Source organism: Aeromonas sp. 5HA1 (assembly GCF_029237245.1).
Classification (GTDB): Bacteria; Pseudomonadota; Gammaproteobacteria; order Enterobacterales; family Aeromonadaceae; genus Aeromonas; species Aeromonas salmonicida.
Map to the genome: position 1 here is coordinate 1 of NZ_JAACFW010000028.1, position 23208 is coordinate 23208.

General features: G+C 58.0%; 23 protein-coding genes and 2 tRNA genes. 12 read left to right on the forward strand and 13 right to left on the reverse strand.

Annotated features, from left to right (window positions below):
- Positions 1-47: 47 nt before the first annotated feature.
- Positions 48-124, reverse strand: a tRNA-Met gene (locus GWQ27_RS19670).
- A gap of 93 nt (positions 125-217) precedes the next feature.
- Positions 218-294, reverse strand: a tRNA-Met gene (locus GWQ27_RS19675).
- Positions 295-490: 196 nt separating this feature from the next.
- Between GWQ27_RS19675 and glgX the strand changes: the two genes are divergently transcribed.
- Complete coding sequence (gene glgX, locus GWQ27_RS19680; RefSeq protein ID WP_275908136.1) at positions 491-2554, forward strand: glycogen debranching protein GlgX; 2064 nt, start codon at positions 491-493, stop codon at positions 2552-2554.
- 87 nt (positions 2555-2641) lie between these two features.
- Here the strand turns inward: glgX and GWQ27_RS19685 are convergent, their stop codons facing one another.
- From GWQ27_RS19685 to GWQ27_RS19695, 3 genes are all read right to left on the reverse strand, one after another.
- Complete coding sequence (locus GWQ27_RS19685) at positions 2642-3361, reverse strand: hypothetical protein (protein ID WP_017412051.1); 720 nt, start codon at positions 3359-3361, stop codon at positions 2642-2644.
- A 169-nt stretch (positions 3362-3530) separates the two neighbouring features.
- Positions 3531-5168: an ATP-dependent endonuclease gene (locus GWQ27_RS19690; RefSeq protein ID WP_125606796.1), complete on the reverse strand. Its 1638-nt coding sequence runs from the start codon at positions 5166-5168 to the stop codon at positions 3531-3533.
- A gap of 262 nt (positions 5169-5430) precedes the next feature.
- Positions 5431-6318 (reverse strand): helix-turn-helix domain-containing protein, encoded by an 888-nt coding sequence (locus tag GWQ27_RS19695; protein ID WP_139040931.1) that lies wholly within the window; start codon positions 6316-6318, stop codon positions 5431-5433.
- A gap of 155 nt (positions 6319-6473) precedes the next feature.
- Between GWQ27_RS19695 and GWQ27_RS19700 the strand changes: the two genes are divergently transcribed.
- Both GWQ27_RS19700 and GWQ27_RS19705 read left to right on the forward strand, forming a co-directional pair.
- Positions 6474-7391 carry an EamA family transporter gene (locus GWQ27_RS19700; protein ID WP_159166319.1) on the forward strand — a complete coding sequence of 306 codons (918 nt, stop codon included), beginning with the start codon at positions 6474-6476 and terminating at the stop codon, positions 7389-7391.
- Positions 7392-7448: 57 nt separating this feature from the next.
- Positions 7449-8306: a LysR family transcriptional regulator gene (locus GWQ27_RS19705; protein ID WP_275908137.1), complete on the forward strand. Its 858-nt coding sequence runs from the start codon at positions 7449-7451 to the stop codon at positions 8304-8306.
- Between the two features lie 48 nt (positions 8307-8354).
- Here the strand turns inward: GWQ27_RS19705 and GWQ27_RS19710 are convergent, their stop codons facing one another.
- Both GWQ27_RS19710 and GWQ27_RS19715 read right to left on the reverse strand, forming a co-directional pair.
- Complete coding sequence (locus GWQ27_RS19710; RefSeq protein ID WP_005311090.1) at positions 8355-9134, reverse strand: TSUP family transporter; 780 nt, start codon at positions 9132-9134, stop codon at positions 8355-8357.
- A gap of 197 nt (positions 9135-9331) precedes the next feature.
- Positions 9332-10099, reverse strand: a complete 768-nt coding sequence (locus GWQ27_RS19715) for a tRNA-uridine aminocarboxypropyltransferase (protein WP_275908138.1) — start codon at positions 10097-10099, stop codon at positions 9332-9334.
- A 165-nt stretch (positions 10100-10264) separates the two neighbouring features.
- On the opposite strand from GWQ27_RS19715, the gene GWQ27_RS19720 reads away from it, so the two are divergent.
- Complete coding sequence (locus tag GWQ27_RS19720) at positions 10265-10678, forward strand: VOC family protein (protein ID WP_099993092.1); 414 nt, start codon at positions 10265-10267, stop codon at positions 10676-10678.
- A 61-nt stretch (positions 10679-10739) separates the two neighbouring features.
- Here the strand turns inward: GWQ27_RS19720 and GWQ27_RS19725 are convergent, their stop codons facing one another.
- Positions 10740-11729, reverse strand: a complete 990-nt coding sequence (locus GWQ27_RS19725) for a D-alanine--D-alanine ligase (RefSeq protein WP_275908139.1) — start codon at positions 11727-11729, stop codon at positions 10740-10742.
- Between the two features lie 202 nt (positions 11730-11931).
- Positions 11932-12540, reverse strand: coding sequence for a 2OG-Fe(II) oxygenase (locus GWQ27_RS19730; protein WP_034523454.1), 609 nt, complete (start codon positions 12538-12540; stop codon positions 11932-11934).
- 277 nt (positions 12541-12817) lie between these two features.
- On the opposite strand from GWQ27_RS19730, the gene GWQ27_RS19735 reads away from it, so the two are divergent.
- Together GWQ27_RS19735 and GWQ27_RS19740 are read left to right on the forward strand one after the other, a co-directional pair.
- Positions 12818-13294: a glutathione peroxidase gene (locus GWQ27_RS19735; protein WP_265463315.1), complete on the forward strand. Its 477-nt coding sequence runs from the start codon at positions 12818-12820 to the stop codon at positions 13292-13294.
- A gap of 217 nt (positions 13295-13511) precedes the next feature.
- Complete coding sequence (locus GWQ27_RS19740) at positions 13512-14900, forward strand: DEAD/DEAH box helicase (protein WP_275908140.1); 1389 nt, start codon at positions 13512-13514, stop codon at positions 14898-14900.
- 140 nt (positions 14901-15040) lie between these two features.
- Here the strand turns inward: GWQ27_RS19740 and GWQ27_RS19745 are convergent, their stop codons facing one another.
- From GWQ27_RS19745 to GWQ27_RS19755, 3 genes are all read right to left on the reverse strand, one after another.
- A complete protein-coding gene (locus tag GWQ27_RS19745) occupies positions 15041-16831 on the reverse strand; it encodes an NACHT domain-containing protein (RefSeq protein WP_275908141.1) in 1791 nt (596 codons plus the stop codon).
- 79 nt (positions 16832-16910) lie between these two features.
- Positions 16911-17756 carry a DUF5718 family protein gene (locus tag GWQ27_RS19750; RefSeq protein WP_275908142.1) on the reverse strand — a complete coding sequence of 282 codons (846 nt, stop codon included), beginning with the start codon at positions 17754-17756 and terminating at the stop codon, positions 16911-16913.
- Positions 17757-17797: 41 nt separating this feature from the next.
- On the reverse strand, positions 17798-18106 hold the full coding sequence (locus GWQ27_RS19755; protein WP_265422834.1) for a hypothetical protein: 309 nt from the start codon (positions 18104-18106) through the stop codon (positions 17798-17800).
- 79 nt (positions 18107-18185) lie between these two features.
- Here GWQ27_RS19755 and cyaB point away from each other — a divergent pair, with 79 nt between their 5' ends.
- The 6 genes from cyaB (at position 18186) to GWQ27_RS19785 (ending at position 22282) form a co-directional block, all read left to right on the forward strand.
- A complete protein-coding gene (cyaB, locus tag GWQ27_RS19760) occupies positions 18186-18728 on the forward strand; it encodes a class IV adenylate cyclase (protein ID WP_058406976.1) in 543 nt (180 codons plus the stop codon).
- A gap of 79 nt (positions 18729-18807) precedes the next feature.
- Positions 18808-19320 carry a DUF4823 domain-containing protein gene (locus GWQ27_RS19765; RefSeq protein WP_265422835.1) on the forward strand — a complete coding sequence of 171 codons (513 nt, stop codon included), beginning with the start codon at positions 18808-18810 and terminating at the stop codon, positions 19318-19320.
- A 25-nt stretch (positions 19321-19345) separates the two neighbouring features.
- A complete protein-coding gene (locus GWQ27_RS19770; protein ID WP_275908143.1) occupies positions 19346-19738 on the forward strand; it encodes an NUDIX domain-containing protein in 393 nt (130 codons plus the stop codon).
- A gap of 196 nt (positions 19739-19934) precedes the next feature.
- Complete coding sequence (locus GWQ27_RS19775) at positions 19935-20441, forward strand: GNAT family N-acetyltransferase (protein ID WP_275908144.1); 507 nt, start codon at positions 19935-19937, stop codon at positions 20439-20441.
- Positions 20442-20686: 245 nt separating this feature from the next.
- On the forward strand, positions 20687-21805 hold the full coding sequence (locus GWQ27_RS19780) for a glycerol dehydrogenase (protein WP_275908145.1): 1119 nt from the start codon (positions 20687-20689) through the stop codon (positions 21803-21805).
- Positions 21806-21922: 117 nt separating this feature from the next.
- A complete protein-coding gene (locus tag GWQ27_RS19785; RefSeq protein WP_275908146.1) occupies positions 21923-22282 on the forward strand; it encodes an antibiotic biosynthesis monooxygenase in 360 nt (119 codons plus the stop codon).
- A gap of 24 nt (positions 22283-22306) precedes the next feature.
- Here GWQ27_RS19785 and pdxY read toward each other — a convergent pair whose 3' ends face one another.
- Positions 22307-23170 carry a pyridoxal kinase PdxY gene (gene pdxY / locus GWQ27_RS19790; protein WP_059111957.1) on the reverse strand — a complete coding sequence of 288 codons (864 nt, stop codon included), beginning with the start codon at positions 23168-23170 and terminating at the stop codon, positions 22307-22309.
- Between the last annotated feature and the right edge of the window lie 38 nt (positions 23171-23208).

Sequence of the window (23208 nt, forward strand, 5' to 3'; positions counted from 1 at the left end):
CTTTACGTTCACCGCTTGGCATCAGCCTCGCCGTGAGCACAAATAGTTGGTTGCGGGGGCCAGATTTGAACTGACGACCTTCGGGTTATGAGCCCGACGAGCTACCGAGCTGCTCCACCCCGCGTCCATATTTTTTCCGAATTGGCCGAGCAGTAGCCAGTTCGAATTATCTTTGTCTTCAATGCGTTAATCAGCGTTTTCGACTCTGATACCCAGATGGTTGCGGGGGCCGGATTTGAACCGACGACCTTCGGGTTATGAGCCCGACGAGCTACCGAGCTGCTCCACCCCGCGTCTGAGGTCGCCAATAATAGGCGCCAGCGCTCAGATTGCAAGTAAATATCCTAAAAAAACTTCATTCGAAGGTTAAAGCGGCACAAATTGAAGAAATTTGCAACAGGGCGCTGTTTTTTCAGACAAGCAGGTTTGGGGCCAGCTTGGCGCACTACACTCAAAAGGCTTGTCACTCCTCTTTTTAGGTAGCCTTATCATGCGCATATCCGCCGGTCATTGCCGTCAATTGGGGGCCACACCCGAGAACGACGGCGTCAACTTTGCCATCTGGGCCCGCCTGGCCAGTCGGGTTGAACTGCTGCTCTTCACCAGTGCCGATGATGACACCCCTGAGGTGATAGTGCTCTCCCCCCGTCTCAACCGCACCGCTTACTACTGGCACATCCATATCGAAGGCATTCCACTGGGCCAGCGCTATGCCTATCGCATCCAGGGCCCCTGGCGTCCCTACTACGGTACCCGCTTCGATGCAGACAAGGTACTGCTGGACCCCTATGGTCGCAGCATTGAGCTGGGGCCGACCTACGACCGCTGGGCTGCGGCCCGTCCCGGCAGCAACCTGGCTGTGTGTGCCAAGAACCGGGTGGTGGAGACCCGCGACTATGACTGGGAAGGGGACAAGCTCCCCGCTCACTCCCTCTCCCGCTCCGTGATCTACGAGCTGCATCTGGGGGGATTTACCAAGTCGCCGAGCTCGGGGGTGGATCCTGCCCTGCGCGGCACCTATCTTGGCCTCATCGAGAAGATCCCCTATCTGCAATCCCTCGGCATCACAGCCGTCGAGCTGCTGCCGGTGTTCCAGTTCGATCCCCAGGATGCTCCCAAGGGGCTATCCAACTACTGGGGCTACAGCCCTATGTCGTTCTTTGCCCCCCACGCTCAATATGCCAGTGGCGGCGATCCGCTCACCGAGTTCAGGGACATGGTCAAGGCCCTGCACAGAGCCAATATCGAGGTGATCCTGGACGTGGTTTACAACCACACGGCCGAAGGGGGCGACGATGGCCCCATCTTCTCGTTTCGCGGCATAGACAACGAGGCTTACTACATCCTCGACAGCAATCAGAAGGACACCAACTATTCGGGCTGCGGCAATACCTTCAACGGTGCCCACCCAGTGGTGCTGCGCATGATCATGGACAGCCTCCACTTCTGGCGCCAGGAGATGCACGTGGACGGCTTTCGATTCGATCTGGCCGCCATACTGTCGCGGGACGAGTCCGGCATGCCGCAGGCCAATGCACCAACCCTGCGCACCATAGACACGGATCCCCGCATCGCCGACATCAAGCTCATCGCCGAGGCCTGGGATGCGGGTGGACTCTATCAGGTGGGCAGCCTGGCCGGCGCGCGCTGGCGTGAGTGGAACGGCCAGTTCAGGGATGACGTGCGCCACTTTCTGCGTGGGGATGACAACGCCGTCACCCCCTTCGTGGAGCGACTGTGCGGCAGCCCGGATATCTATCACTATCACCACGCCGATCCGGAGAAAAGCATCAACTTCGTCACCTGTCATGACGGTTTCACCCTGTGGGACTGGGCCAGTTATGACCACAAGCACAACGAGGCCAACGGCGAGCAGAACCGGGACGGGTGCGATCACAACTTCAGCTGGAATCATGGCCATGAAGGGGTCACTGAGGATCCTCACGTCAATGCGCTGCGCATACGCCAGGCCAAGAACATGATGGTGGCCACCCTGTTGTCGGTGGGCTCCCCCATGCTGCTGATGGGGGACGAGGTGCTGCGCACCCAGCATGGCAACAACAATGGTTACTGCCAGGACAACGAAACCTGCTGGATGAACTGGCAAACCAGTACCATGGGACAGGAGATGTTCCGCTTCATGAAGGAGCTGATCCAGTATCGCAAGCACCTGTTCCAGCGACCGGAGCAGGAGAGCATGCCGCTGTCGCTGACCGAGATCCTGCGTCACAGCGAGATCTGCTGGCACGGGGTCAATGCCGCCCAGCCAGACTTCAGCCCTCACTCCCACGCCATCGCCATGTCGGCACTTTCCAGCGAAACCAAGCTGGCACTCTATGTGCTGTTCAATGCCTACTGGGAGCCGCTCACCTTCAATCTGCCAAGCCCCCCCAAGGGGGTGGGCGGCTACTGGCGCCGGATCCTGGATACCGCCCTGCCCTCCCCCCACGACATCTGCACCTTCGGCATGCCGCTGGAGGGGCTGACCCGGGAGTACCTGGCACAGCCGCGCAGCAGTTGCCTCTTTATCTGCGGGGCGGATGACTTCTACTAGGCCCGGATTGCACTGTTGCGGCCATCAAAAAGCCCACCCTGAGTGACTCGGGGTGGGCTTTTCTATCTCATGCAATGCGGTACGCTATCAGGTCAGCTGGTGCAGCACGCTGGTCGCCGCTATCTGGGCAATGACGAGGCCGCACAGGGCGGTGGAGACCACAACGGGCGCCGTCTCTTTTTGCAGGTAGATGGGACTGAACCAGAGCAGCAGGGCTGCAATCAGCAAGATGGCCTGGGTCAACACACCGGGGATCAGGGCATCAAGCGCGGCACCATTGCCCTGCCAGCCCACCAGCACGGCCAGCCAGAGCAGGCTCAGCATGGCAGCCACCAGCCCCGCCAGTGGCAGCAACAGATTGAACGCCTGCAGACGGTGGCGGGCCCGCAGCAGCATCAGGTGCGCGAAGGCAGCCCCCAGCAAGGTCATTTGCAGCAGGCCGCTCAGCCAGCCCTGGATCTGCAGCAGGCCGACCCCATAGACCAGCAGCGGCATGGCAGGCAGCCAGAGCAGGGTGGACGGGATGGCACGCTTGCCCTCCAGCCGTGACTGGGCAAGGGACAGCACTATCCCCAGGATCAGGGCGGCGCCACCGCTCCAGACGAGCCAGCTCGCCACCTTGGCCTCCACCGCCAGCATCAGTGAGAGCCCGGTGATCACCCAGATGGAGAAGAGCTGGGCCGTGATCCGCGAGCGCTGGCCCGGGCAGAGATCACCGCGCCACAACACTATGCCGAGGGCAATGAGGGCCCCCAGCGCCATCAAACCTGTCAGGGGAAAAAGCCAAAAAGGGAGTTGGACGAACATGACGCCTCCAGCAGCAAAGATTCGGGATGCGCCTGTGGGGCGCCAGAGAAGGGGCCGAGTATACCCAAACCCAGCCATGTCCCCAATCTCTGCAAGCGCCTTGCGAGGGATTTGACGCTCAGCGCCATCTGGATGACAAGGCGGGATCACACTTGGCCGGCACAGACCATCAGCCCTGACCGCGCGCCAGTGCCACCACCTTGGCAAACATCTGCCGGATCACAGATGGTATCTGCTCGCCTCCCAGGCGCTCAGCCTCCTCCACCACCGCCAGCGCCATGCCAGGCTTGCTGCGATGATGAATGGCCTTGTTGATGATGCGCCCGGCATTGAGGGTCGAGCGACCACCGACCCCGGCCTCACGCCTGAAAACCGCCTCGAAGCCGTTGTGATAGAGGTAGTGCTCGATATCAGCCGCCGGCAACTGGGTCAGCCGGTCTCGCTCCCGCTCCCCCTTGAGCAGCGCCCGGGCCGAGGTGGCGTATTTGATCCCCGCCTCGTCACCGTCGGTGAGCAGATGCCACTCGATGCCAAAGTCGCGCGCCACCTTGATGAGGGGCGACTGACCGCACTGGGCAAATTCGATGATGCGCACCCCTTCCGCCCGCAGGCTGTAACCGCAGATCTGGGCCAACTCGGAGAGCAGCCAGATCTCGGTCTCCCCCTCCACCAGCAGCCAGCAACGGGCAAACATCGACATGGGGCGATTGATGCGCACATGGAAGGCAATCTTGCGCAGATCATCGCTGCTGTAACGCTCGCCCCCCAGCTGATGACAGACGATGTCCTGCTGACGGCGCACCAGACGGCGCACCTGATTTAGAGGCAGGGAGGAGAGCAGGTCACCTGAATTGGTGGTCAGCAGCTTCTGGCCAGGCAGGTGCTCCAGCAGACCCCAGGCCAGCGCCATCATGGTGGGGTGCAGGCGACTCTCTGGGTCTTCCAGGATCATGATGGGCCGTGCCCCCTGTTCCAGCTCACGGTTGCCACGGGCGTTGAGCAGGGTGGCCGCCATGCCTGCCATCGCCAGTTGCAGCGCCCGGTTGTCGGCATTGCGCAGCAGCGTCTGCAGATTGCCGGGATTGCGCAGTGTCATGGGGCGATTGACGATGTCCCGCTGGCTGCGAGGCTTGTGCTTCATGGGGGCAAGGGCGTTGAAGTAGTGATCCATCAGCTGGCGCACGGCCTGCAGCGCCTCTTTCAGCTCAGCCTCACCGATGCGCTGGGGTTCGTCGATGAGCTTGTCGGCGAGCTGGCTCAACCGGTTCTGTGACAAATCCCCCCACTGCAACATCTCGACCCCGTTGCGTGCGGTGCGGGCATCCCGCAGCCGGAACACAGGGTTCATGGTGATCAGCAGGCAGACCAGTTCATGGGCATTGTCGATGGGCAGGCTCTTGCCGATGCCGTCGAGAAAATCATGGGTGGTGAGCACTGAACCATCGGCCTGCAATTCGGCACTGGCACGGTAGTGAATGCGGTGGAATTTGTCTTTGTGCTTGACCCAGGAGGCGCCAAGACGGGCAAGGCGATGGGAGTGCAGACACATCTGGGGTCTGTGTTCACTGAAGGTGAGCACCAGTTGCAGATGACGGGCGGGTGCGAGTTCGGGATCTTCCGGTTGGTGAAAATCATCGCTGCTGAACTGATAGGGTTCGGCATCCTGCCCCAACAGACACCAGAGGGCGCGCAGCAGGCTGGATTTGCCCCAGGCGTTCTCACCGATGAGAACCGTGGTGTTATCCAGCCCGAGCGAGAGGCGATTTATCCCGCGAAAACCTTTGACTTCAATGCGTTCCAGAAACATGCAGCCATATCCAATCCATTCAGATGGCGCAATAGTGGCAAAGTTGCCGGAAAAAACCTATCGGGTCGTATCGATTTTCAGCGGGAACTGTGAGGCACTACGGGTTCGGGAGGGGTGGGAATACAGGTGCGATCTTGGGGAGCATTCCAGTGGCTGAACCAAAGGTGACGAGTACGGGTCTGGCGTTTGCGATAATTCAATGGGCATTCCTTTCAATGGGTAAGTGGCAGATGGTACACCTCTTTTGCCCAGAGTCTCAGCGTTATCTGTGACGAGAAGATGACAATTGTGTACGCCACTGGCCCGGAGTGAGGCCAAACGCCTCGCGAAAACGATTGCCAAAATGCGCCTGGGAGGAGAAACCGCACAGGATGGCAATGCTGGCCAGGGAGTCGGATCCTGCCAGCAACTGTTTGGCCCGTTTGAGCCGCAGCCCAAGCAGATAGCGATGGGGCGGACACCCCAGACTCTGGCCAAACATGCGGGCGAAGTGATATTCGCTGAGGCTCGCCTGCTGTGCCAGCTCAGCCAGGGTAACCGGCTCGGCCAGATGGGCTTGCAGGTACTCCTGCACCCGCCGGATCACACCGGGTGCCAGGCCGCCACGCACCTCGGGCAGGCTCGGCGCCTCCCGGGTGTGGTGGCGATAAGCATGCAGCATCAGCATCCAGACGCCGTGGGAGAGCGCCATGCGGTCGATGCCGTGCTGCCACTCCAGCTTCATCAACTGTGTCTGTACCAGCGCCGATGCCTGGGGGTCATCGATGAAGGTCTTGTCTTCCAGCAGCAGATGGCGCCCCTCCTTGTCGCAGACCTGCTCGGCGATGCGGGTGAGGTGGGCCGGCGTGAAGTAGAGGTGGAAAAAGCGGAACTCTTCGCGCACCAGCCATTCGGATCTGTGATGATCCGGCATGATGCAGACCTTGCCGGTGCCGCCATGGCCGCCGGGACCATCGAGGCGCTCAGTCTGCTCGCCCCCTTGCAAATAGACGCTCAGGGTATGGTGACCCGGCTTGTGATAGCGGGTCTGATCGTAGCAGTTGCGCCAGCTGGCTACCCCAAGGCCCGGCTCCAGCCAGCAGGAGTCTTCCAGCCGCGCTCCCGTGCTGACCAGTGCATCAAATACGCCCGCCTGTCTTATCTGTTGCACCTTGCTGCCTCGCCCATCATGCCTTGCGGCCATCTTACCGCGCCGCTGGGCCAAACGCTGCGGCCCTGCGGAAAAAACCGCAAGATGGTGCAAGCCAGTCGCTCCGGCCCGCGCCATGCTGCTTCTCATGCCCTCTTCACGTAACCGGATCCCTCATGAACCTACTGCTCTATCTTGCCACCGTCCTTATCTGGGGCAGCACCTGGATCGCTATCGCCTGGCAGCTCGGCCCCATTCCCATCGAGGTCTCAGTGCTCTATCGCTTCCTGCTGGCGGCGCTGGCGCTGTTTGCCCTGCTCACCGTCAGCGGCCGTTTCCCGCGCCTGCCCTGGGCGGGCCAGCGCTACGCGGCCCTGCTCGGTGCCCTGCTCTTTTCCACCAACTTTCTCTGCTTCTATCACGCCACCCTCTACATACCGAGTGGCCTGTCAGCGGTGATCTTCGCCAGTGCCAGCATCTTCAACGGCCTCAATCTCTGGCTGTTCGAGGGCAAACGCCCCAACTTGCGCTGGCTGCAAGGATCCTTGCTGGGATTGTTGGGCACACTGTTGCTGTTCTGGCCCGTGCTGGCGGATGCGCAACTGGGTGCAAACGGCTGGAAGGGGTTGCTGCTGGCCTGTGGCGGCACCCTCTGCTTCTCGCTGGGCAACCTGGTCTCTGCCCGCGGCCAGCGTCACGGCTATCACGTGCTGCAACTGGTGCCCTGGGGCATGGTATACGGCGTCGTGCTGTTGCTGGGCTGGGTCACCCTGCTCGGCCAATCCCTGACCATTCCGACCGACGGCCATTATCTGGCGGCCATGGTCTATCTCGCCCTGTTCGGCTCTGTCATCGCCTTCACTGCCTACCTCACACTGGTGGGCAGGATTGGCGCCAGCAAGGCCTCCTACGCCACTGTGCTGTTCCCGCTGGTAGCGCTCACGCTCTCGACGTTTTATGAAGGGTTTGTCTGGCAGACGGTCTCAGTGGTGGGCGTTGTGATCAGTTTGCTCGGCAATCTGGTGATCTTCGCCCCACCCGTGCGGGAGTGGCGCTGGCGGCCTGCCAAGGCGGTGAACGACACTTGCTCCTGACGCCATCAGCCCCTAAGGTAACGCCATTCGATATACGGTGAGACACCAGGGGCCCTAATGTTACTGGAAGGATTGGAGACACTCAGCCTGCTGGCAAGCGAGGGCACCATGGCCAAAGTGGCCAGTCGCCTCTACATCAGCCAGTCGGCGGTGAGCAAGCGTATTGGTCAGCTGGAGCTGCGCCTTGGCAAGAAGCTGATCGAGCCGGATGGCCGCCAGATCCGGCTCACTCCCCAGGCGCAGGAGCTGCTCGACCGGGTTGCCCCGAGTCTCGCCGAGATGAAGGGGGTGCTGGCTGACAGCCAGACCCTCACCGATCTGACTCCCCTGCCAGTCGCCTGCTCCGAAACCTTGCTGGCGGGCTACCTCGCCCGCTTCATGCACGACTATCTGGGCCGCGATCCCCATATTGCCCTCTCCACCCATCACACCCCGGTGATCCTGGCGCGGGTGCGCAGTGGCGACGCCCTGCTCGGCATCTGTGCCGGCCGCCTGCCTCCCGGCCATGGCCTGGGAGCCGAGCTATTGCTGGAGGAGCCCTTCTATCTGGTGGGGGACGATCAGCATGAGGCGCCTTCGGCAGATCAGCGCAAGATCCTGACCATGGATCTGGATAACCCCTCCAACCGCTATCTGCGCGACCCGCTGGCGCAATTGGGGTTGGTGCCCGCAATGGAGCTGGACTCCTATCTGGCGCTGATAGAACTCGCCAAGGCAGGCATAGGCCCTGTGCTGCTGCCGGCAGGTCTGCTGGCACTGGTGGGAGAACAGGGGGAAACGGCTCGCCCCCTGCCTGGGCTGGGGCGCCCTTTGCATCTGGTCTATCGCCAGAGCAGCCTGAAGCGGGAACGCATTGCGCAGCTGGTGAGTACGCTGCGCAGGCACTTTCATCATTTCAGCGGGCCGAGTCAATAAACCCGTGCAAACAGTAGAGAGCACGGGTTGATAAGCAGATCTGCCGTCTCACTGGATCCAGGCAAACAGCTCGGGATACTGGCTCCACATCAATTTGGCTGACATCAGCACAGAGACAGTTACCAGCAGGGGCTTGATGAGCTTGACCCCTTTCTTCAGCACCAGTCTGGAGCCAACACGGGCACCGATAAACTGCCCCAGCGCCATGCAGAAACCAACGCTCCACACCACCTTGCCACCCAGAGCAAAAAACAGCAGGGAGGCAAGGTTGGAGGTTAAGTTCAGGAGCTTGGTGTGTGCTGTGGCCCGAGCCATGCCAAAACCCGCCAGCGCCACGAAGCCGATGGCAAAAAACGACCCTGTGCCCGGGCCGAAGAAGCCGTCATAAAAGCCCACTCCGCCCCCCACCAGCAGCGCAAACACCATGGGCGTCAGGCGGCGTGCGCTCTCTGCATCGCTCACTCTGGGGGAGAAAAAGAAGTAGCAGGCAAACGCCATCAGCAGGAAGGGCAAGAGCCGTTCCAGAATGGCGGCGTCTATGGTCTGCACCGCCAGGGTGCCGATGGCGGCACCGATAAAGGTGCAGATCACCGCGGGCCAGATCATGGCCCACTCCAGCAGCCCCTTGCGGGCATAAAACCAGGTGGCAGAGAAGGAGCCAAAACTGCTCTGCAGTTTATTGGTGCCCAGTACCAGCGCCGGCGGCATGCCGGTCGCCAGCAGGGCGGGGACGGTCAAGAGGCCACCGCCGCCGGCAATGGCATCGATAAAGCCGGCAATCAGCGCCACCCCGAACAGGGCGAGCAGGGTAAACAGTTCCAATTCCATCCATAGACCTCGCGAGACAGGGTCGCCCGCCAAAGAGGGGCCCCTTGTTGAATTTGCTGTGTAAACAAGCCGGACAAGCTGACTTGGCCGCTATCCTAAAGGCCATGGGTTCATGAGGCTAACGAAACAGTGGCAGCCAATCGATTCCATATTTTCATCAGTCTTATTCATCTCGCCCTGTTTTCCCCTTCCCGCCATCAGGCGGCGCTATCAGTCAGCGCCTCAGCCGGTGCGCTGGCCTTTATCGCAGCCAACGCCTGCTGCAGTTGCACTTCATCCTCACCGGGTGCGCGACTGACACGGCCCGCCATGTAGCGGCGGCTGAACAGATTGAACCAGAGCTGCAGCGCCTGTCCGGCTTGCAGCTGACCGGCCACCTCCAGCACACAGGCCGCCACTTCGGCGGTACAGAGGTGCTCGTCGCAATTGGCGACCCGCATGCCATAGGTGGAGAGTGCATCCGGTTTGACCGCCAACACGGGAAAACCATCCAGAAAGGGGCTCATGTTGAACATCTTGCGCGCCTCGGGCCAGGTGCCATCCAGCAGGATAAAGAGCGGCTTCTTGCCATTTGCCAAGGCCACGTGTTCGGTCACTCGCGCCGGGTTTTTCTCGCACGCGGGGAACACCACATAGGGCTGCCAAGCGGGATCGGCCAGCAGTGCCAACAACTCAGGATGGGGCTGGGTGCGCTTCCAGAGAAAGGCCCAGGTGGTATCCGGCAGGACGTCGGCGATGAGGCGACCCGTGTTGGAGGGTTTCATGGGCTCGCTGTCATACATCAGCAGGCAGAAGCCGGCCTCGGCCTTGAGCTCTGGCCGCCATTCGCAGGCGCACCAGTCAGAGCGCAACTGGCATGCCTCGCAGCGGGGCACTGTGCCACCACGGGCGAGAAACGGACGAGTAGAGATACTCTTGCGCCATACGCGCAGGCGATTGACGGCGTGATCTGGGATTGGCTTCATGGGGGCGCGGCTCTGGCGGTGCACGTTGCGGAAAAAAGGGGGCAGATTGTAACGAGCCGTCCGCCGCGCAGCAAGGCCCCCCATCCGGGGCAAGCCGGGGTGCCACGCCTCTCTATACTTGGTCGTCAACCCATGCGCCCACGCATGGGACACAGGAGGAAGACAATGGCAGAACAAGATATGGCAAGAGAGCATGCCCTGGCGGAAGGCTCTGCCTTCACCTGGCACGAGCTCTATGTTCCGGACGCCGAGGCCGGGATCCGCTTTTACACGGAAGTGCTCGGCTGGGAGAGCCAGACCATGGCCATGGAGGGAGGCAACTACCCCATGCTGGTCGTCAATGGCAGACCTGTAGCCGGGGTACAGACGACCCGTGACAATCCCGATATGGCCGGTGTTCCGCCGCACTGGGCAACCTACATAGCGGTGGATGACGTGGACGCCAGGGTGGCCAAGGTTAGCCAGCATGGAGGATCCGTGGTGGTGCCGGCCCTGAATATCCCGGAAGTCGGGCGCATGGCCCTGATTGCCGATCCACAAGGGGCGCATATCTGGCTGTTCACCCCTGATCCCATGTGAGCTGGACAAGCTGCAAACAACAGAGGGGCCCGCAGGCCCCTCTGTTGTTGCTGGCAAACCATCAGGCGGGTTTGCGCAGGATCTGCTCGAGGTAGTGAGCAAAGCTGTGACCGTGATGCTCCAGCAGTTTCGGGAACATGGAGATGGAAGTCATGCCGGGGAAGGTATTGATTTCGTTCAGCAGGATCTCGCCCTCTTCCGTCAGGAAGAAGTCGATGCGCGACAGATGGGTCAGTTTCAGCTGACGGAACGCCTTGAGGGCATACTCGTGGATTGCATCTTCCTGGGCCTGGGTCAGGCCTTCGGCCTTGAGGCTGGTTGCCGTGTGGCTGGCGCTGCTGTACTTCTCTTCATAGGTGTAGAACTTGTCCTGCGGCACGCAGATCTCGCCAGGGTAGGTGGCAATGAGCTCGTCACCGTACTGGTAGACAGCCACTTCCAGCTCGCGGGGCTTGACCGCTTTTTCGATCAACACCTGCTCGGAGTAACCGAAGGCATCCTTGATGCCCTGCACCAGATCGGTTTCGTTGCTGGCGGAGTAGCAGCCCACGGAAGAGCCCTGGGAGGCGGCCTTGATGAAGACCTTGCCCCACTTGGCCAGGGCGGCTTTTGCCTCGGCCAGGGCGGCGTCGTTCTGTTCGGTCAGGAACAGATAGGGGGTGTTGGGAATGCCGATGGCGGAGAGCCACAGCTTGGTGCTGATCTTGTTGAAGCAGATCTTGCTCGCCTCGGCATCGCAACCGAGATAAGGCAGGCCCGCCAACTCGAGGAAGGATTGCAGATCGCCGGTCTCACCCGGGTAGCCGTGGATGCAGGGCACCACGTAGTCCACCGGACGGGCCACGCTGTCAAACGAGAGCAGCTTGTCCAGCCCCAGCTTGCACTCGCGGCCATCGGCAGAGAGCCAGCGATCGGCAAACATCTCGACCCGGGTCACTTCGACACCGGGCACCAAACCGAGTTGTTGCTCAAGGAAATTGGCGCTGCGCAGAGAGACTTCGTGCTCGGCGCCGCCGCCGCCGCACAGCAGCAAGACATGCATGTTCTTCATTAGATGTGATCCCTTGGGAGAAGCGGCTTCGTCATGACAATGTGATAAATCAACCGCACTAAAAATGGACGAAGCCAGATACGAACATAAGTGCGAGCCAGTGTAGCAAGGGAAATAAAGCCTTGTCAGCTGATGGGGGCACCATCAGGCAGCCACGGCCCGTAAAAATCCCTTCTTGTGTCAAAAACGGGATGAAAAGGGCTCAGCGCGGCGGATCCACACGCCCCATGCCGTTGCCATTGACCCGAAACCAGCCGGCTATGCTGTAACGCTCACGATTGGCGGGCAGTACCTCGTGGGGGAACTCCTCCGACAGGAACAATACCAGCCGCCCTCCCTTGGGAGAGACATCCATCAAGAGCTGCTCGTCGTTGTCATAGACCCTGAGCACACCGCCCGCCTCAGGTTGCCAGTCGTTGTTGAGGTAAAAAACCGAGGTGAGACGGCGGTTCGACCGACCAGCGAAAGCATCGCGATGGGTGGCATAAAAATCCCCGCTGCGATAACGGGCAAAGTGGGCCTCGTAATCGAACAGCCCCAGCATCAGCATGCGGTTGGCGGCGAGGCGCAGGGACTCCATGCGACCGAGATAGTCCGCCACTGGCGCGCCAAGGGAAGGCTCCAGCCAGTGGATTTGATCACGGCGAATATCGGGATTGCCCTGATGCAGACTTTCCCGTCCAATCCCGGCCGGATGCCACGCATGGGGCAGACAGGCTTTGAGGGCATCCACCTCAACGGCGGTTAAAAAGTCATCCACAATCACCCATCCCCGGGTGTAAATGGCATCCATGACAGCTTGATAGTCCAAGATTGGCTCGCAATAAGTGGAGAGAGGGCGCTTTTTAGCGACTTCCTGGCCTGAGCACAAACCAGTTTGCTTCTCCTGAGAAGTCCCACCATCAATACGCTATCCCGCCACAGAAGGCGCCCTTTATCGTACCGGCCTCGCCGCCCTGTGATCTGGCTCGACAAAAGGATGCATGAGGGGAGGCAAACCCGGCACTTGCTGCTTGCCTCGGGATCCCGGGCCCGTTAACGTGCATAACCACTGCCCTGAATGGGCCCCATCCTCTCTGGAGTGCACCATGTCTCTGCCCGATCTTCCCCTGCAACGTCTCGATGGTACCGAGTTCTCTCTCACCGCCCTGCAAGGTCAGGTCATTCTGGTGGTCAATGTGGCCAGCCGTTGTGGTTTTACCCCCCAATACACGGGGCTGGAGGCACTCTATCAGCAGCTGGGACCCGAAGGGCTGGTGATCTTGGGCTTCCCCTGCGATCAGTTCGGCCATCAGGAACCGGGGGATGCGGACGAAATCGCCCGCTTCTGCTCGCTGGATTATCCGGTCAGTTTCCCCATCATGGCCAAGTGCGAAGTCAACGGCGAGCACGCCCACCCCTTCTATCGCTGGCTGAAACAGCAAAAACCCGGGCTGCTGGGGCTGGAAAACGTCAAATGGAACTTCACCAAGTTCCTCATCAACCGTGAGGGTGTGGTGGTGGAGCGCTTCGCCCCCCAGACCAAGCCAGAGAGCCTGCTGGACGAGATAAGCGCACTGCTCTGAGCCTCGCCACGGGATCAGACCCACGCAGCGGCCCGGGCAAGTGACACGGCTGCTGCGTGCAGGCCGCACATCTGCTATATTACGCCCCCATTATCTTTTCTATGTCGTGGCTGGCTACCCAGGTGGTCCGCTGCGTCTTATGTTGTGACAGGCCAGGCGTCAGCGCCTGCCTGTCACTCGTTGAGCCCAAGGCTCACCTCAGGAGTCTCTCTCGAACATGTCATTTAACGAACTGGGTCTGTCACCGCACATTCTGCGGGCCGTCAAGGAATTGGGTTACGAACAGCCAACCCCCATCCAGCAGCAAGCCATTCCGGCTGTGCTGGCAGGCCAGGATGTGCTGGGCGGCGCCCAGACAGGCACAGGTAAAACGGCCGGTTTCACCCTGCCCATGTTGCACCGTCTGATGGCCAACCATGGCCGTGGTGGCCGTCGTCAGGTACGCGCCCTGGTGCTGACCCCGACCCGTGAACTGGCCGCCCAGGTGGGCGAAAGCATCATCAAGTACGCCCATCACCTGCCGTTTCGCACCCTGATCGCCTACGGCGGCGTCAGCATCAAGCCCAACCTGGAGGCCATCAAGCTCGGCGTCGACATCCTGGTCGCGACCCCGGGCCGCCTGCTGGATCTGCTGACCCAGCGCGCCCTCACCCTGACCGAGCTGGAAGTGCTGGTGCTGGATGAAGCGGATCGCATGCTCGACATGGGCTTCATCACCGACATTCGCCGCATCATGAAGGCGCTGCCGGAAGAGCGGCAGACCCTGCTGTTCTCCGCCACCTTCTCCAACGAGATCAAGGAGCTGGCCGACGATCTGCTGAAGAGCCCGACCCTGATCGAGGTGAGCCCGAGCAACAGCACGGCCGAGCAGGTCAACCAGCGCATCATCAAGGTCGACCGCGAGCGCAAGCGCGAGCTGCTCTCCCACATGATCGGCCGCAATAACTGGCAACGGGTGCTGGTGTTCGTGCGCACCAAGCAGATCGCCGACCGTCTCGCCCACCAGATGGAAAAAGACGGCCTCAATACCGTCGCCATCCACGGTGACAAGAGCCAGGGTGCACGCAACCGGGCGCTGGCGGATTTTCGGGAAGGCAAGGTACGGGTGCTGGTCGCCACCGACATAGCCGCCCGTGGTCTCGATATCGATCAGCTGCCCCATGTGATCAACTTCGAGCTGCCGCAAGTGGCCGAGGATTATATCCACCGCATCGGTCGTACCGGCCGTGCCGGTCGTGGCGGCGAAGCCATCTCTCTGGTCAGCCAGGATGAACAGGATCAGCTCAAGGCCATCGAGTCCCTGATCGGCCTCAGCATACCGAGCGAGATCCTGGCCGGTTATGAGCCGAGCGGCAAACCGACTCGCCAGACCCTGCCGGGCAGCAAGCCGGTACAAAACCCGCCGCGGGATCGCGGCCATGCCAACGCCAAGCACAATGCCAAGGCGCCCGCCAAAGGCAGGGGCAAGCCCAAAGCCGATGGCAGCAAGCAACCGGCGCCGGTGCGCCAGAAGGATCGCGGTGGCGTGGACGCAGGGCTCACCCCGATGCGCCGCCTGCCCCGGGCCCAGCGCGACAGCTATCAGGACAACTCCAACGAGGAGTAAGGCCGGACATGAGCTGCCCGCACTGAAAAATAAAAAACCGCCTCGGCGGTTTTTTAACAAATGGAAATTTCGGTCAGATTTATGAGAAATATATTGTATGTATTTTCCCTATCTACTTTTATGCCTATAAAAACTTACAGTTAATCAAACAAACCGTCATCTATATTTTCTTGCTCGGTCTCTTTTATCATTATTTCGTAATTTCTGCCTTTCCTGTAAAGCCTACTAATTATGTGTTCAGTGAATTTAAATGCCGCTTTTTTTGCCCTATCATCTGCCATTATCTTATTAAGGTCAGACTCATAACTAACATGTTCCACTTCCGGCACACAGTTCTTAATTGGCTCTATTAATTTCGTTTTTGTTATCTGTTGAAGTAAGAAAGATGAACACAACATAACAATCTCATGCAAAGGTGTTGATATATCATCATCGAATGAAACTTGTGCTTTAATTAATCTATCCCTGCCTACATGAAAAGTCACCTTATAACCACCAAGAATAGATTTAACTAGAGACATAGTTATTTTTGGCGGCTCACCATCAAAATTAGATGAATTACCTACAATTTTCTTTACGCAGGGAATGAAAAAGTATTTTGCGTATCTATACTCATCTATTTCAGATAGAAATTTAATCTCTGCTATCCAATCTTGCCTATATTTTTTGGCCAATTCAGAATATATTTTCTTTGCATTATTTTCAGGGACCCTACGTATGTATGAGGCAGTAAAGTACTCTTGTATACTTTTATGTATAAAACGCCACTCATCACCTTCGCTAATTATTAAACATGTCACATCAGATATATCACTTATAAAGTCATCTGCTTCTGTTTCAATGTTTGCCTTTTTAAGGCTACACTCAGCAGTAGTTAACATTTCATCCACTGTTAGATTCTGTTTTTTATGTTTTTTTGATAGATAACAAAAATATTCAAAACCATCCCTGAATTTTGTATCGTTTAACTTTGTTTTTCTTGGCCTCACATAAGATGGCTTTGTTCCGTCATGTCGCTGTAGCAGTACTCGAAAAAGCGAGTCATAAAAGTCTGATAACTGATCCGGAATTTGCTGATAAGATTTATACGATATTACAAGTAGGGTTATAAATAAAGGCGTACACAATATACCTTTAATATCTTGCTTGTGAGACTCAACAACTTTTATTAAAGCATCAGCATACTCTCTATTGTCAGATATTTTATATACAACCTCTTTATATTCATGTTTAATAAGTTTATCCAATTGAATAACATCTAGGCACGCAAGAGACCTAATTGTTTGAAAAGGCCTTGATGTTATTAGTAAGCGGCATTCTCTCTGAGCAACACATAGAGACTCAATTTCACCTACAAGTCTATCTCTAACTTCCGGATTTACTTCATCAAAACCATCCAAATAAATCGTAACCTTTCCTTTCTTTAAAAATTCATAGAATGAATCTTTATCCACCTGAAGACCAAGAATCTCTAAGTATCTTGCTATATAATCAAATATACATTCTTCCTTTCTTATTCTTCTTAGCTCAATAAATATAGGGATTCTTGTGCCTTCTAAAAGTTCTTGAGAACAAAGATAACGCATTAGCATTGACTTGCCTTGTCCTGCTATACCCTCTATTAATACACAACGCCCTCTTGGTATATCATCAACACTAAATACTTTCATTCTCTCTGTCCCGACCTTTATATGAGGAGGGACATAAAATTCCTTTAAATCTACAGCTCTATCAATTTGCCAGATGGTTTTTACATTTCTTATCGACTTTACATGGACTGATAAATCTTCGACCCCGCGCTCGGCCCTCCATTTCGCAACAGCAATCTTAGATTTCCCTTTTAAAAAATCATATAAGTCAGAAACCCCCTTCTTAACTGACTCTGAAATAACAGTATTTGCAGCTACAGCCATGATGGTTGACTCGATCATAAAGACACAATCCTTTGGAAATAAAAACATGTCATCATATATACTGGGCTTCATAGGCCCAATATATATGGGAAATATATTAGCGGGTTTTAACCGCTTGCAGCAGGGCTGACACATCCGGCCCGAACTGACGGGTGCGAATGGCCTCGCGGATATCACTTTCGCTATAACGGCTGGCCGGATAGACCAGCACACAGGACGTATCGCCGGGCTTGAGGAAGTGGGTCTCACCAAACGAGGTATAACGGGTGGCGCCTATGCTGATCAGTGCATGTGAAGGGTGCCCAGCCTGGGCCAGCAGCCCCTGAATATGCTCTGCCGGGCCCTCATCCTGCTGATGGTTGAACTTGTCGATGGCCCAGTCCAGCAGCTGTCGATGAAAATAGCTGTAATCAACGGCGGCGCTGTCTACCCCGTAAGCGTACAGCTCGCCGTCACGCTCCAGATAGCAGGCGATGCGATAGTCATCAAGCTCGCAACCCGCGGTAAAACCAGTGAGTGGCAGCAGATTGGCTGCCAACCCCTTGCTCTCTTCCCCCCAGTTTTTCTTCTCGCTGATCTTCTTAGCATTGGGACGACGAATGGAGCAGTCGTTATAGGCCCCAAAGGCGCGAGGATGGATGGCAACTACCTGGGTGCCTGCGTACTCCAGCTCGCACCAGAGCGCCACTTCCGGCTCGATCTGCACCTTCTCGTCACCACTGATCGCCGCCTCTGGCAGCAAGATGGCCTTCTCGCTCAGGGAGAAGACGCCGAGCTGACCCGGGTGACCCGGCACATAGAAGGGAAACAGCGCCTTGGGCGCTGTGGTATCACGCACCACCACAGCCACGAAATCCGAGGCTTCTCCAGCTTGCTCCAGGTGGCCGGCAAAGTTGCCCGCCACCCCGAGTCCGATAAATTTGCTCTCTGCTGTCACTTGCATCTGATCACCTGCATCTTGCCAAAGCGGGGGTAGCTGGCCTATCAAGCGGAAGCAGCTACCGCGAAAGTGGCAAGGATTAAACCACAGGGGCCTGTTCCCGCCCAGTCCGGGCGCCCCATCCTGTGCGCCAGCGCGAACTTTTTGGCGCCCATTGGTGACTCTCTAACCAGGGACTCACCACCTGTTAACACCCGTTTTTCATTCCCTCTCTTGCTGACAGAGTGGCGGCCAGCCAGATCACTGACAAAGGCAATACGCCGATCAGCCACGCCTGCAGAAAAGCGCTCTACTGGAAAATCACAAAGCGCAAACGAACCCGACGGGAAACAGAGCGTTTCCATCTCCAGCAAGGCTGACCCCTTGGGCCACCCCCTCAACTTTGGTAGGCTGCCACCCAGCAAACGCCAGCAGCTTACAAGGACAGCCTCAATGTCACAGGATCATTTTCAGGGCCGCTATGAAGTCGAATTCAAATATCGACTGGATGACAGACCCGCCTTCATCTCCACGCTCAAGACGCTGGATCCGGAAGTCATGCTGGAAAACAATCTGGAACAGGACAGCTACTTCGACACACCGGAACCTACCCTGGCCACAGAGGGCAAGAGCCTGGTGATCCGTACCATGCAGCCTTCCGGCATAAAGCTCTGGATCGTCAAGGGGCCCGAGCGGGATCGCTGCGAGGCGGTCAATATCACGGACGCCGACAAGGCTGCGAGCATGCTGCAGACCCTGGGTTATCAGCAGGTGCTGGCCATCAGCAAGCGGCGCAGCATCTACTTTGTTGGCCCCTTCCACGTCACGCTGGATCACTTGGACGGGCTCGGCGACTTTGCCGAGCTGGCCATCATGACCGATGACGAAGATCGGTTGGAGGAATATAGAGCCGAGTTGGAGCATCTGGCGATAAAGCTGGGCTTGAAGCAGCGAGAATATCGATCCTATAAGGAGTTATGTGAGCTTAATCAATAAGTTATATTTTTAACTTTGGTATAAAAATCACGCTTTATCTAAACATCAAAAAACAACTGATTAAACAAAGGAATGTATTTTGAAACCCTATCTCGGTGCCCTTTTTTCCTTGCTTGCTGTCGGCTGCAGCTCGACCTATCAACAAGCCGATGTACAAACGATGACCAATAAACTCGATGCCAGTCAGGGGGTACTCATTTCGCAACCCCAAGATGGGTCATATGAAACTACGCAGTATCAGAATTCGGGGCAAATGACGGCCCTGGCAATCTATGCGGCATTTTCCAAGAAGGCTCACAGAGTCGAGATCACGACCAGTTGTCATGGAGATCCTTGCCTGACCAACATTGAGCCGACTCAGTTCAGATATTATGTGAAACCCGTCATTCTACATTGGGAGGAACGGGCAACAGAATGGTCTGGAAAACCGGATGTAATTGAAATTCAGGTAGTTATCTACGATACCTTGAGCAAAAAGAGCATAGCCAACAGCTCATTTAAGGGAAAAAGCAAATGGGCTACATTTGGTGGTGATCATCCACAAGATCTGCTGCCGGAACCGACTGAAAAATACGTGAATGCTCTCTACTGACCATTTGAACCACCGGGACACAATCATGATCGACAAACTCGCCTGGCTGACCTTCAAGGATCAGCAACTGCTCTGCGCCCGTTCCCACGGCAAGGCCATCTACTACATTCCCGGCGGAAAACGCGAAGCGGGAGAGAGCGATGAAGCGGCGCTGATGCGAGAAATCGAGGAGGAGCTGAGCGTGACCCTGCAAGCCGACACCTTGCGCCTTGCCTGCGAATTCAGCGCCCAGGCCGATGGCAAGCCTGAAGGTGTGCAGGTCCGATTGCGCTGTTACACCGGCGAGGCCAGCGGTACACCTGTTGCCTCGGCCGAGATCGTCGAACTGCGCTGGCTCGATAGCCGCCACCTCGAACAGATTTCCCCCGTGTCCCGCCTGCTGTTCGCCTGGCTGGTAGAGCAAAACCTTATCCGCTAAGACGTGCGGCTGATGAACCCGTGGTGGGGCTGATGGACAAGCGTGATCCTGCGCACCCTGCAGAGGTGCCCGACTTGAAATCGGCATCAGAAAAGGCGAGTCTGACCAGTCATGCTGATGACACTGGATTGTATCTGTGCATTCAGCCGCAGCGGGCCAGACCCGCTGTCGCGACCACGTTTGACAAGGACTCTCGATGGACATAGTTGAGGTTGATACCACCCTGGGCATCAAGCCTGCGCTCATCACCCTGCTGCAAGACAGCGTGGCCAATGGCGCCTCGGTGGGATTTTTGCCGCCACTGACAGAAGATCAGGGACTGGGATACTGGCAAGGGATCGAGACTGAGCTGGCAGCAGGCAGGCGTCGGCTTTGGGTTGCCTTCGAGCAGCACCACCTGGTCGGGGCCCTGCAACTGGCGCTTTGCACCAAGGCAAATGGCCGCCACCGGGCCGAGGTAGAAAAACTGATGGTGCACAACCACGCCCGTGGCAAGGGCGTCGGCCGCGCCCTGATGGCAGCCATGGAGCAAGGCGCCCGGGATAAGGGACGCACCCTGCTGGTGCTCGATACCCGGGTCGGCGACGTGGCATCCAGCCTCTATCGCCAGCTCGGTTATCAGGAAGTTGGCCAGATCCCGGACTTTGCCCGCAATGCCGACGGTACCCTGGCCGCCACCCTCTTCTTCTACAAGCAGCTCTGATAAATGCCCTCCGGGAAAGCAAGGCGCCACTCTTTCCCCGGAGGGCGCATTGTGCTGCGGCGTTGCGCGCTTGTTCAAGCAGGGCACGCCCCTTTGCAAAAACAATCAAAAACGCCAGTTGATTAATTTTGACAAGGAGCCTGCGCCATTACCCCTTCACCTGATGGCGAGCGAGGCGTATTGTGTGGCAGGAAGACCCGTTTGCATACCTAACGGGTGTCACTCACTGCCTTGAGGAATCCTGCATGCCTATTCTGCCTCGTACCGTCACCTCCCCCAAAAAGTTCATCATAGGTCACGACCTTCTGCCTCAACTCCATGATCATGTGAAAGATTTTGGCGACAACGCCCTGCTCGTCAGCGATGAGTTCATCCTGGAGCGGGTGCGCGAAGAGGCGCTGGCCGGTCTGCTGCAAGCAGGCTTGAAAGGACGGGTCGAGAAGTTCAACTACGAATGCACCGATATCGAGATCCGTCGCCTCTGCGATCTCGCCGAACAGCAGGGCGCCAACGTGATCGTCGGTATCGGCGGCGGCAAGACCCTGGATGTGGCCAAGGCGGTTGCCTTCTACCTGCGCCGTCCCGTTGTGCTGTTCCCCACCATTGCCTCCACCGATGCGCCCTGTACCGCGCTGGCGGTGATTTACAATCAGGCGGGCGAGTTCGAGCGCTACCTGTTCCTCCCCCAGAACCCGGACGTGGTGATCGCCGATACCGCCATCATAGCGGCGGCCCCTGCCCGCTTCTTCGCCGCTGGCGTGGGGGATGCCCTGGCCACCTATTTCGAGGCCCGCGCCTGCTATCGGGCCGATGGCATCAACCTGGTGGGCAAGCGCCCCTCCCGTACCGGACTTGGCCTGGCAAAACTCTGCTATGAGCTGCTGGGGGAAAACATAGAAATGGCGATGGATGCCATTCACCATCATGTCACCACACCGGCGCTCGAGCAGATCATTGAAGCCACCATCTACCTGAGCGGCGTCGGCGCCGAGGCCGGTGGTCTGGCGGCAGCCCATGCGGTCAACAACGGCATGTCGGTAGTACCTGACTTGCACCGGGCACAGCACGGGGAGAAGGTGGTATTCGGTCTGCTGACCCAGCTGGTGCTGGAACGCGCGCCCCAGACCGAGGTCGATGAGGTCATGCGCATCATCCAGGTTGCCGGTCTGCCCATGACCTTGCAGGAGATGGGGCTGACCCGTTTCATCGAGAGCGAGTGGCGCAAGGTGGCAACGCTTGCCTGCGATCCCCTCGACACCATGGTCAATATGCCGATGGCCGTGAGCGAGCAGGATGTTTACAACGCCATGATAGCGGCCAACGCCATGGCCGAGCGCTATCGGGCCCGTTATCCGCGGGATTGATCCGGGATAAAAACCCTTGATGATCGCCAACGAACAAGGCCAGCCTGACGGCTGGCCTTGTTCGTTGTGGCCTGAACTGCTGAAATGGCGCTTCCCCCGTCAAGACAAGGAGTCATCATGATATTGGAAGTCGCCCATCTGCAGGTTGTCCCGGGTCAGGCCGCCGCCTTCGAACAGGCTTTTGGGCAAGCCCAGACCATCATCAGCACCATGCCAGGGTACGCCGGACATCAGTTGCAGCGCTCGCTGACCGATCCTCACCGTTATCTGTTGCTGGTCAGCTGGCAGCGGCTCGAAGATCACACCCAGGGCTTTCGCGGCTCCGCTCAGTACCAGCAATGGAAGGCACTGCTGCACCACTTCTACGACCCCTTCCCCACAGTGGAACACTATCAGGCAGTGGAACACTGTCAAGGAGTGGAACACTGTCAGGCAGTCTCGTTGGGAGTGAACACGGCGGCCCTGCCTGCTGTGTGATCATGGGCTCGCAAGCCTGGATGATCAGGCCAACCGCTCGGCGCGCACCTTGATCACTGGCTCGGCAAACGCATCCTGGGCTGAAATCAGTTGCAGTTCGTAAGCCTCTGCCTGCCAGGTGTGCAGCATCACAGTATCCACCGCCGCATTGGTTCGCTCAAAGGCAGTCACGGCATCGTAGCCGGTCTGCAGATTGGCCAGCATCAGAGCACTGATAAGATCCCCTACCCCCACTGGTTGGCGGGCAAACGCATAGAGCGGACGGGCGATCAGATAATCGCCCTCGGGGGTGGCCAGCAGCATCTCGAAACGACCCGACTCCTGTGCGGCACGCCCCAGATGCTTGACCAGTACCATCTTGACCCCCTTGGCCAGCAGCTGATGGGCAGCCACCCGGGTCTGGGCCAGATCCGCCAGGTGGGTGTCACACAGTGTCTCCAGCTCCAGCAAGTTGGGAGCCATGATGTCGGCCACCGGCAACGCCTGCTCGGTGAGAAAACGGGTGACACCGGGGGCGACTATGCACCCCTTCTCCGGATGCCCCATGACGGGATCGCAGAAATAGATCGCATTGGGATTGGCGGCCTTGACCGCGGCCACCACCGCCAGGATCTCGTCCCCCTGCTCGGCCGAGCCGAGATAACCGCTCAACACGGCGTCACACTGGCCCAGCACCTCGATATCACTCAACCCCTTTACCAGGGCGCTGATGTGACCGGCAGGCATCGCCATCCCCTGCCAGCCCGCCGCGTACTGGGTGTGGTTGGAGAATTGCACCGTGTTGACGGGCCACACCTCCATGCCGAGACGGCGCATGGGAAACACGGCGGCGCTGTTACCGGCACAGCCAAACACCACGTGGGACTGGATAGAGAGAATGCGTTTCATCGACATCACCGCAGAGAAGATCAGGGAAAGGCGCAATA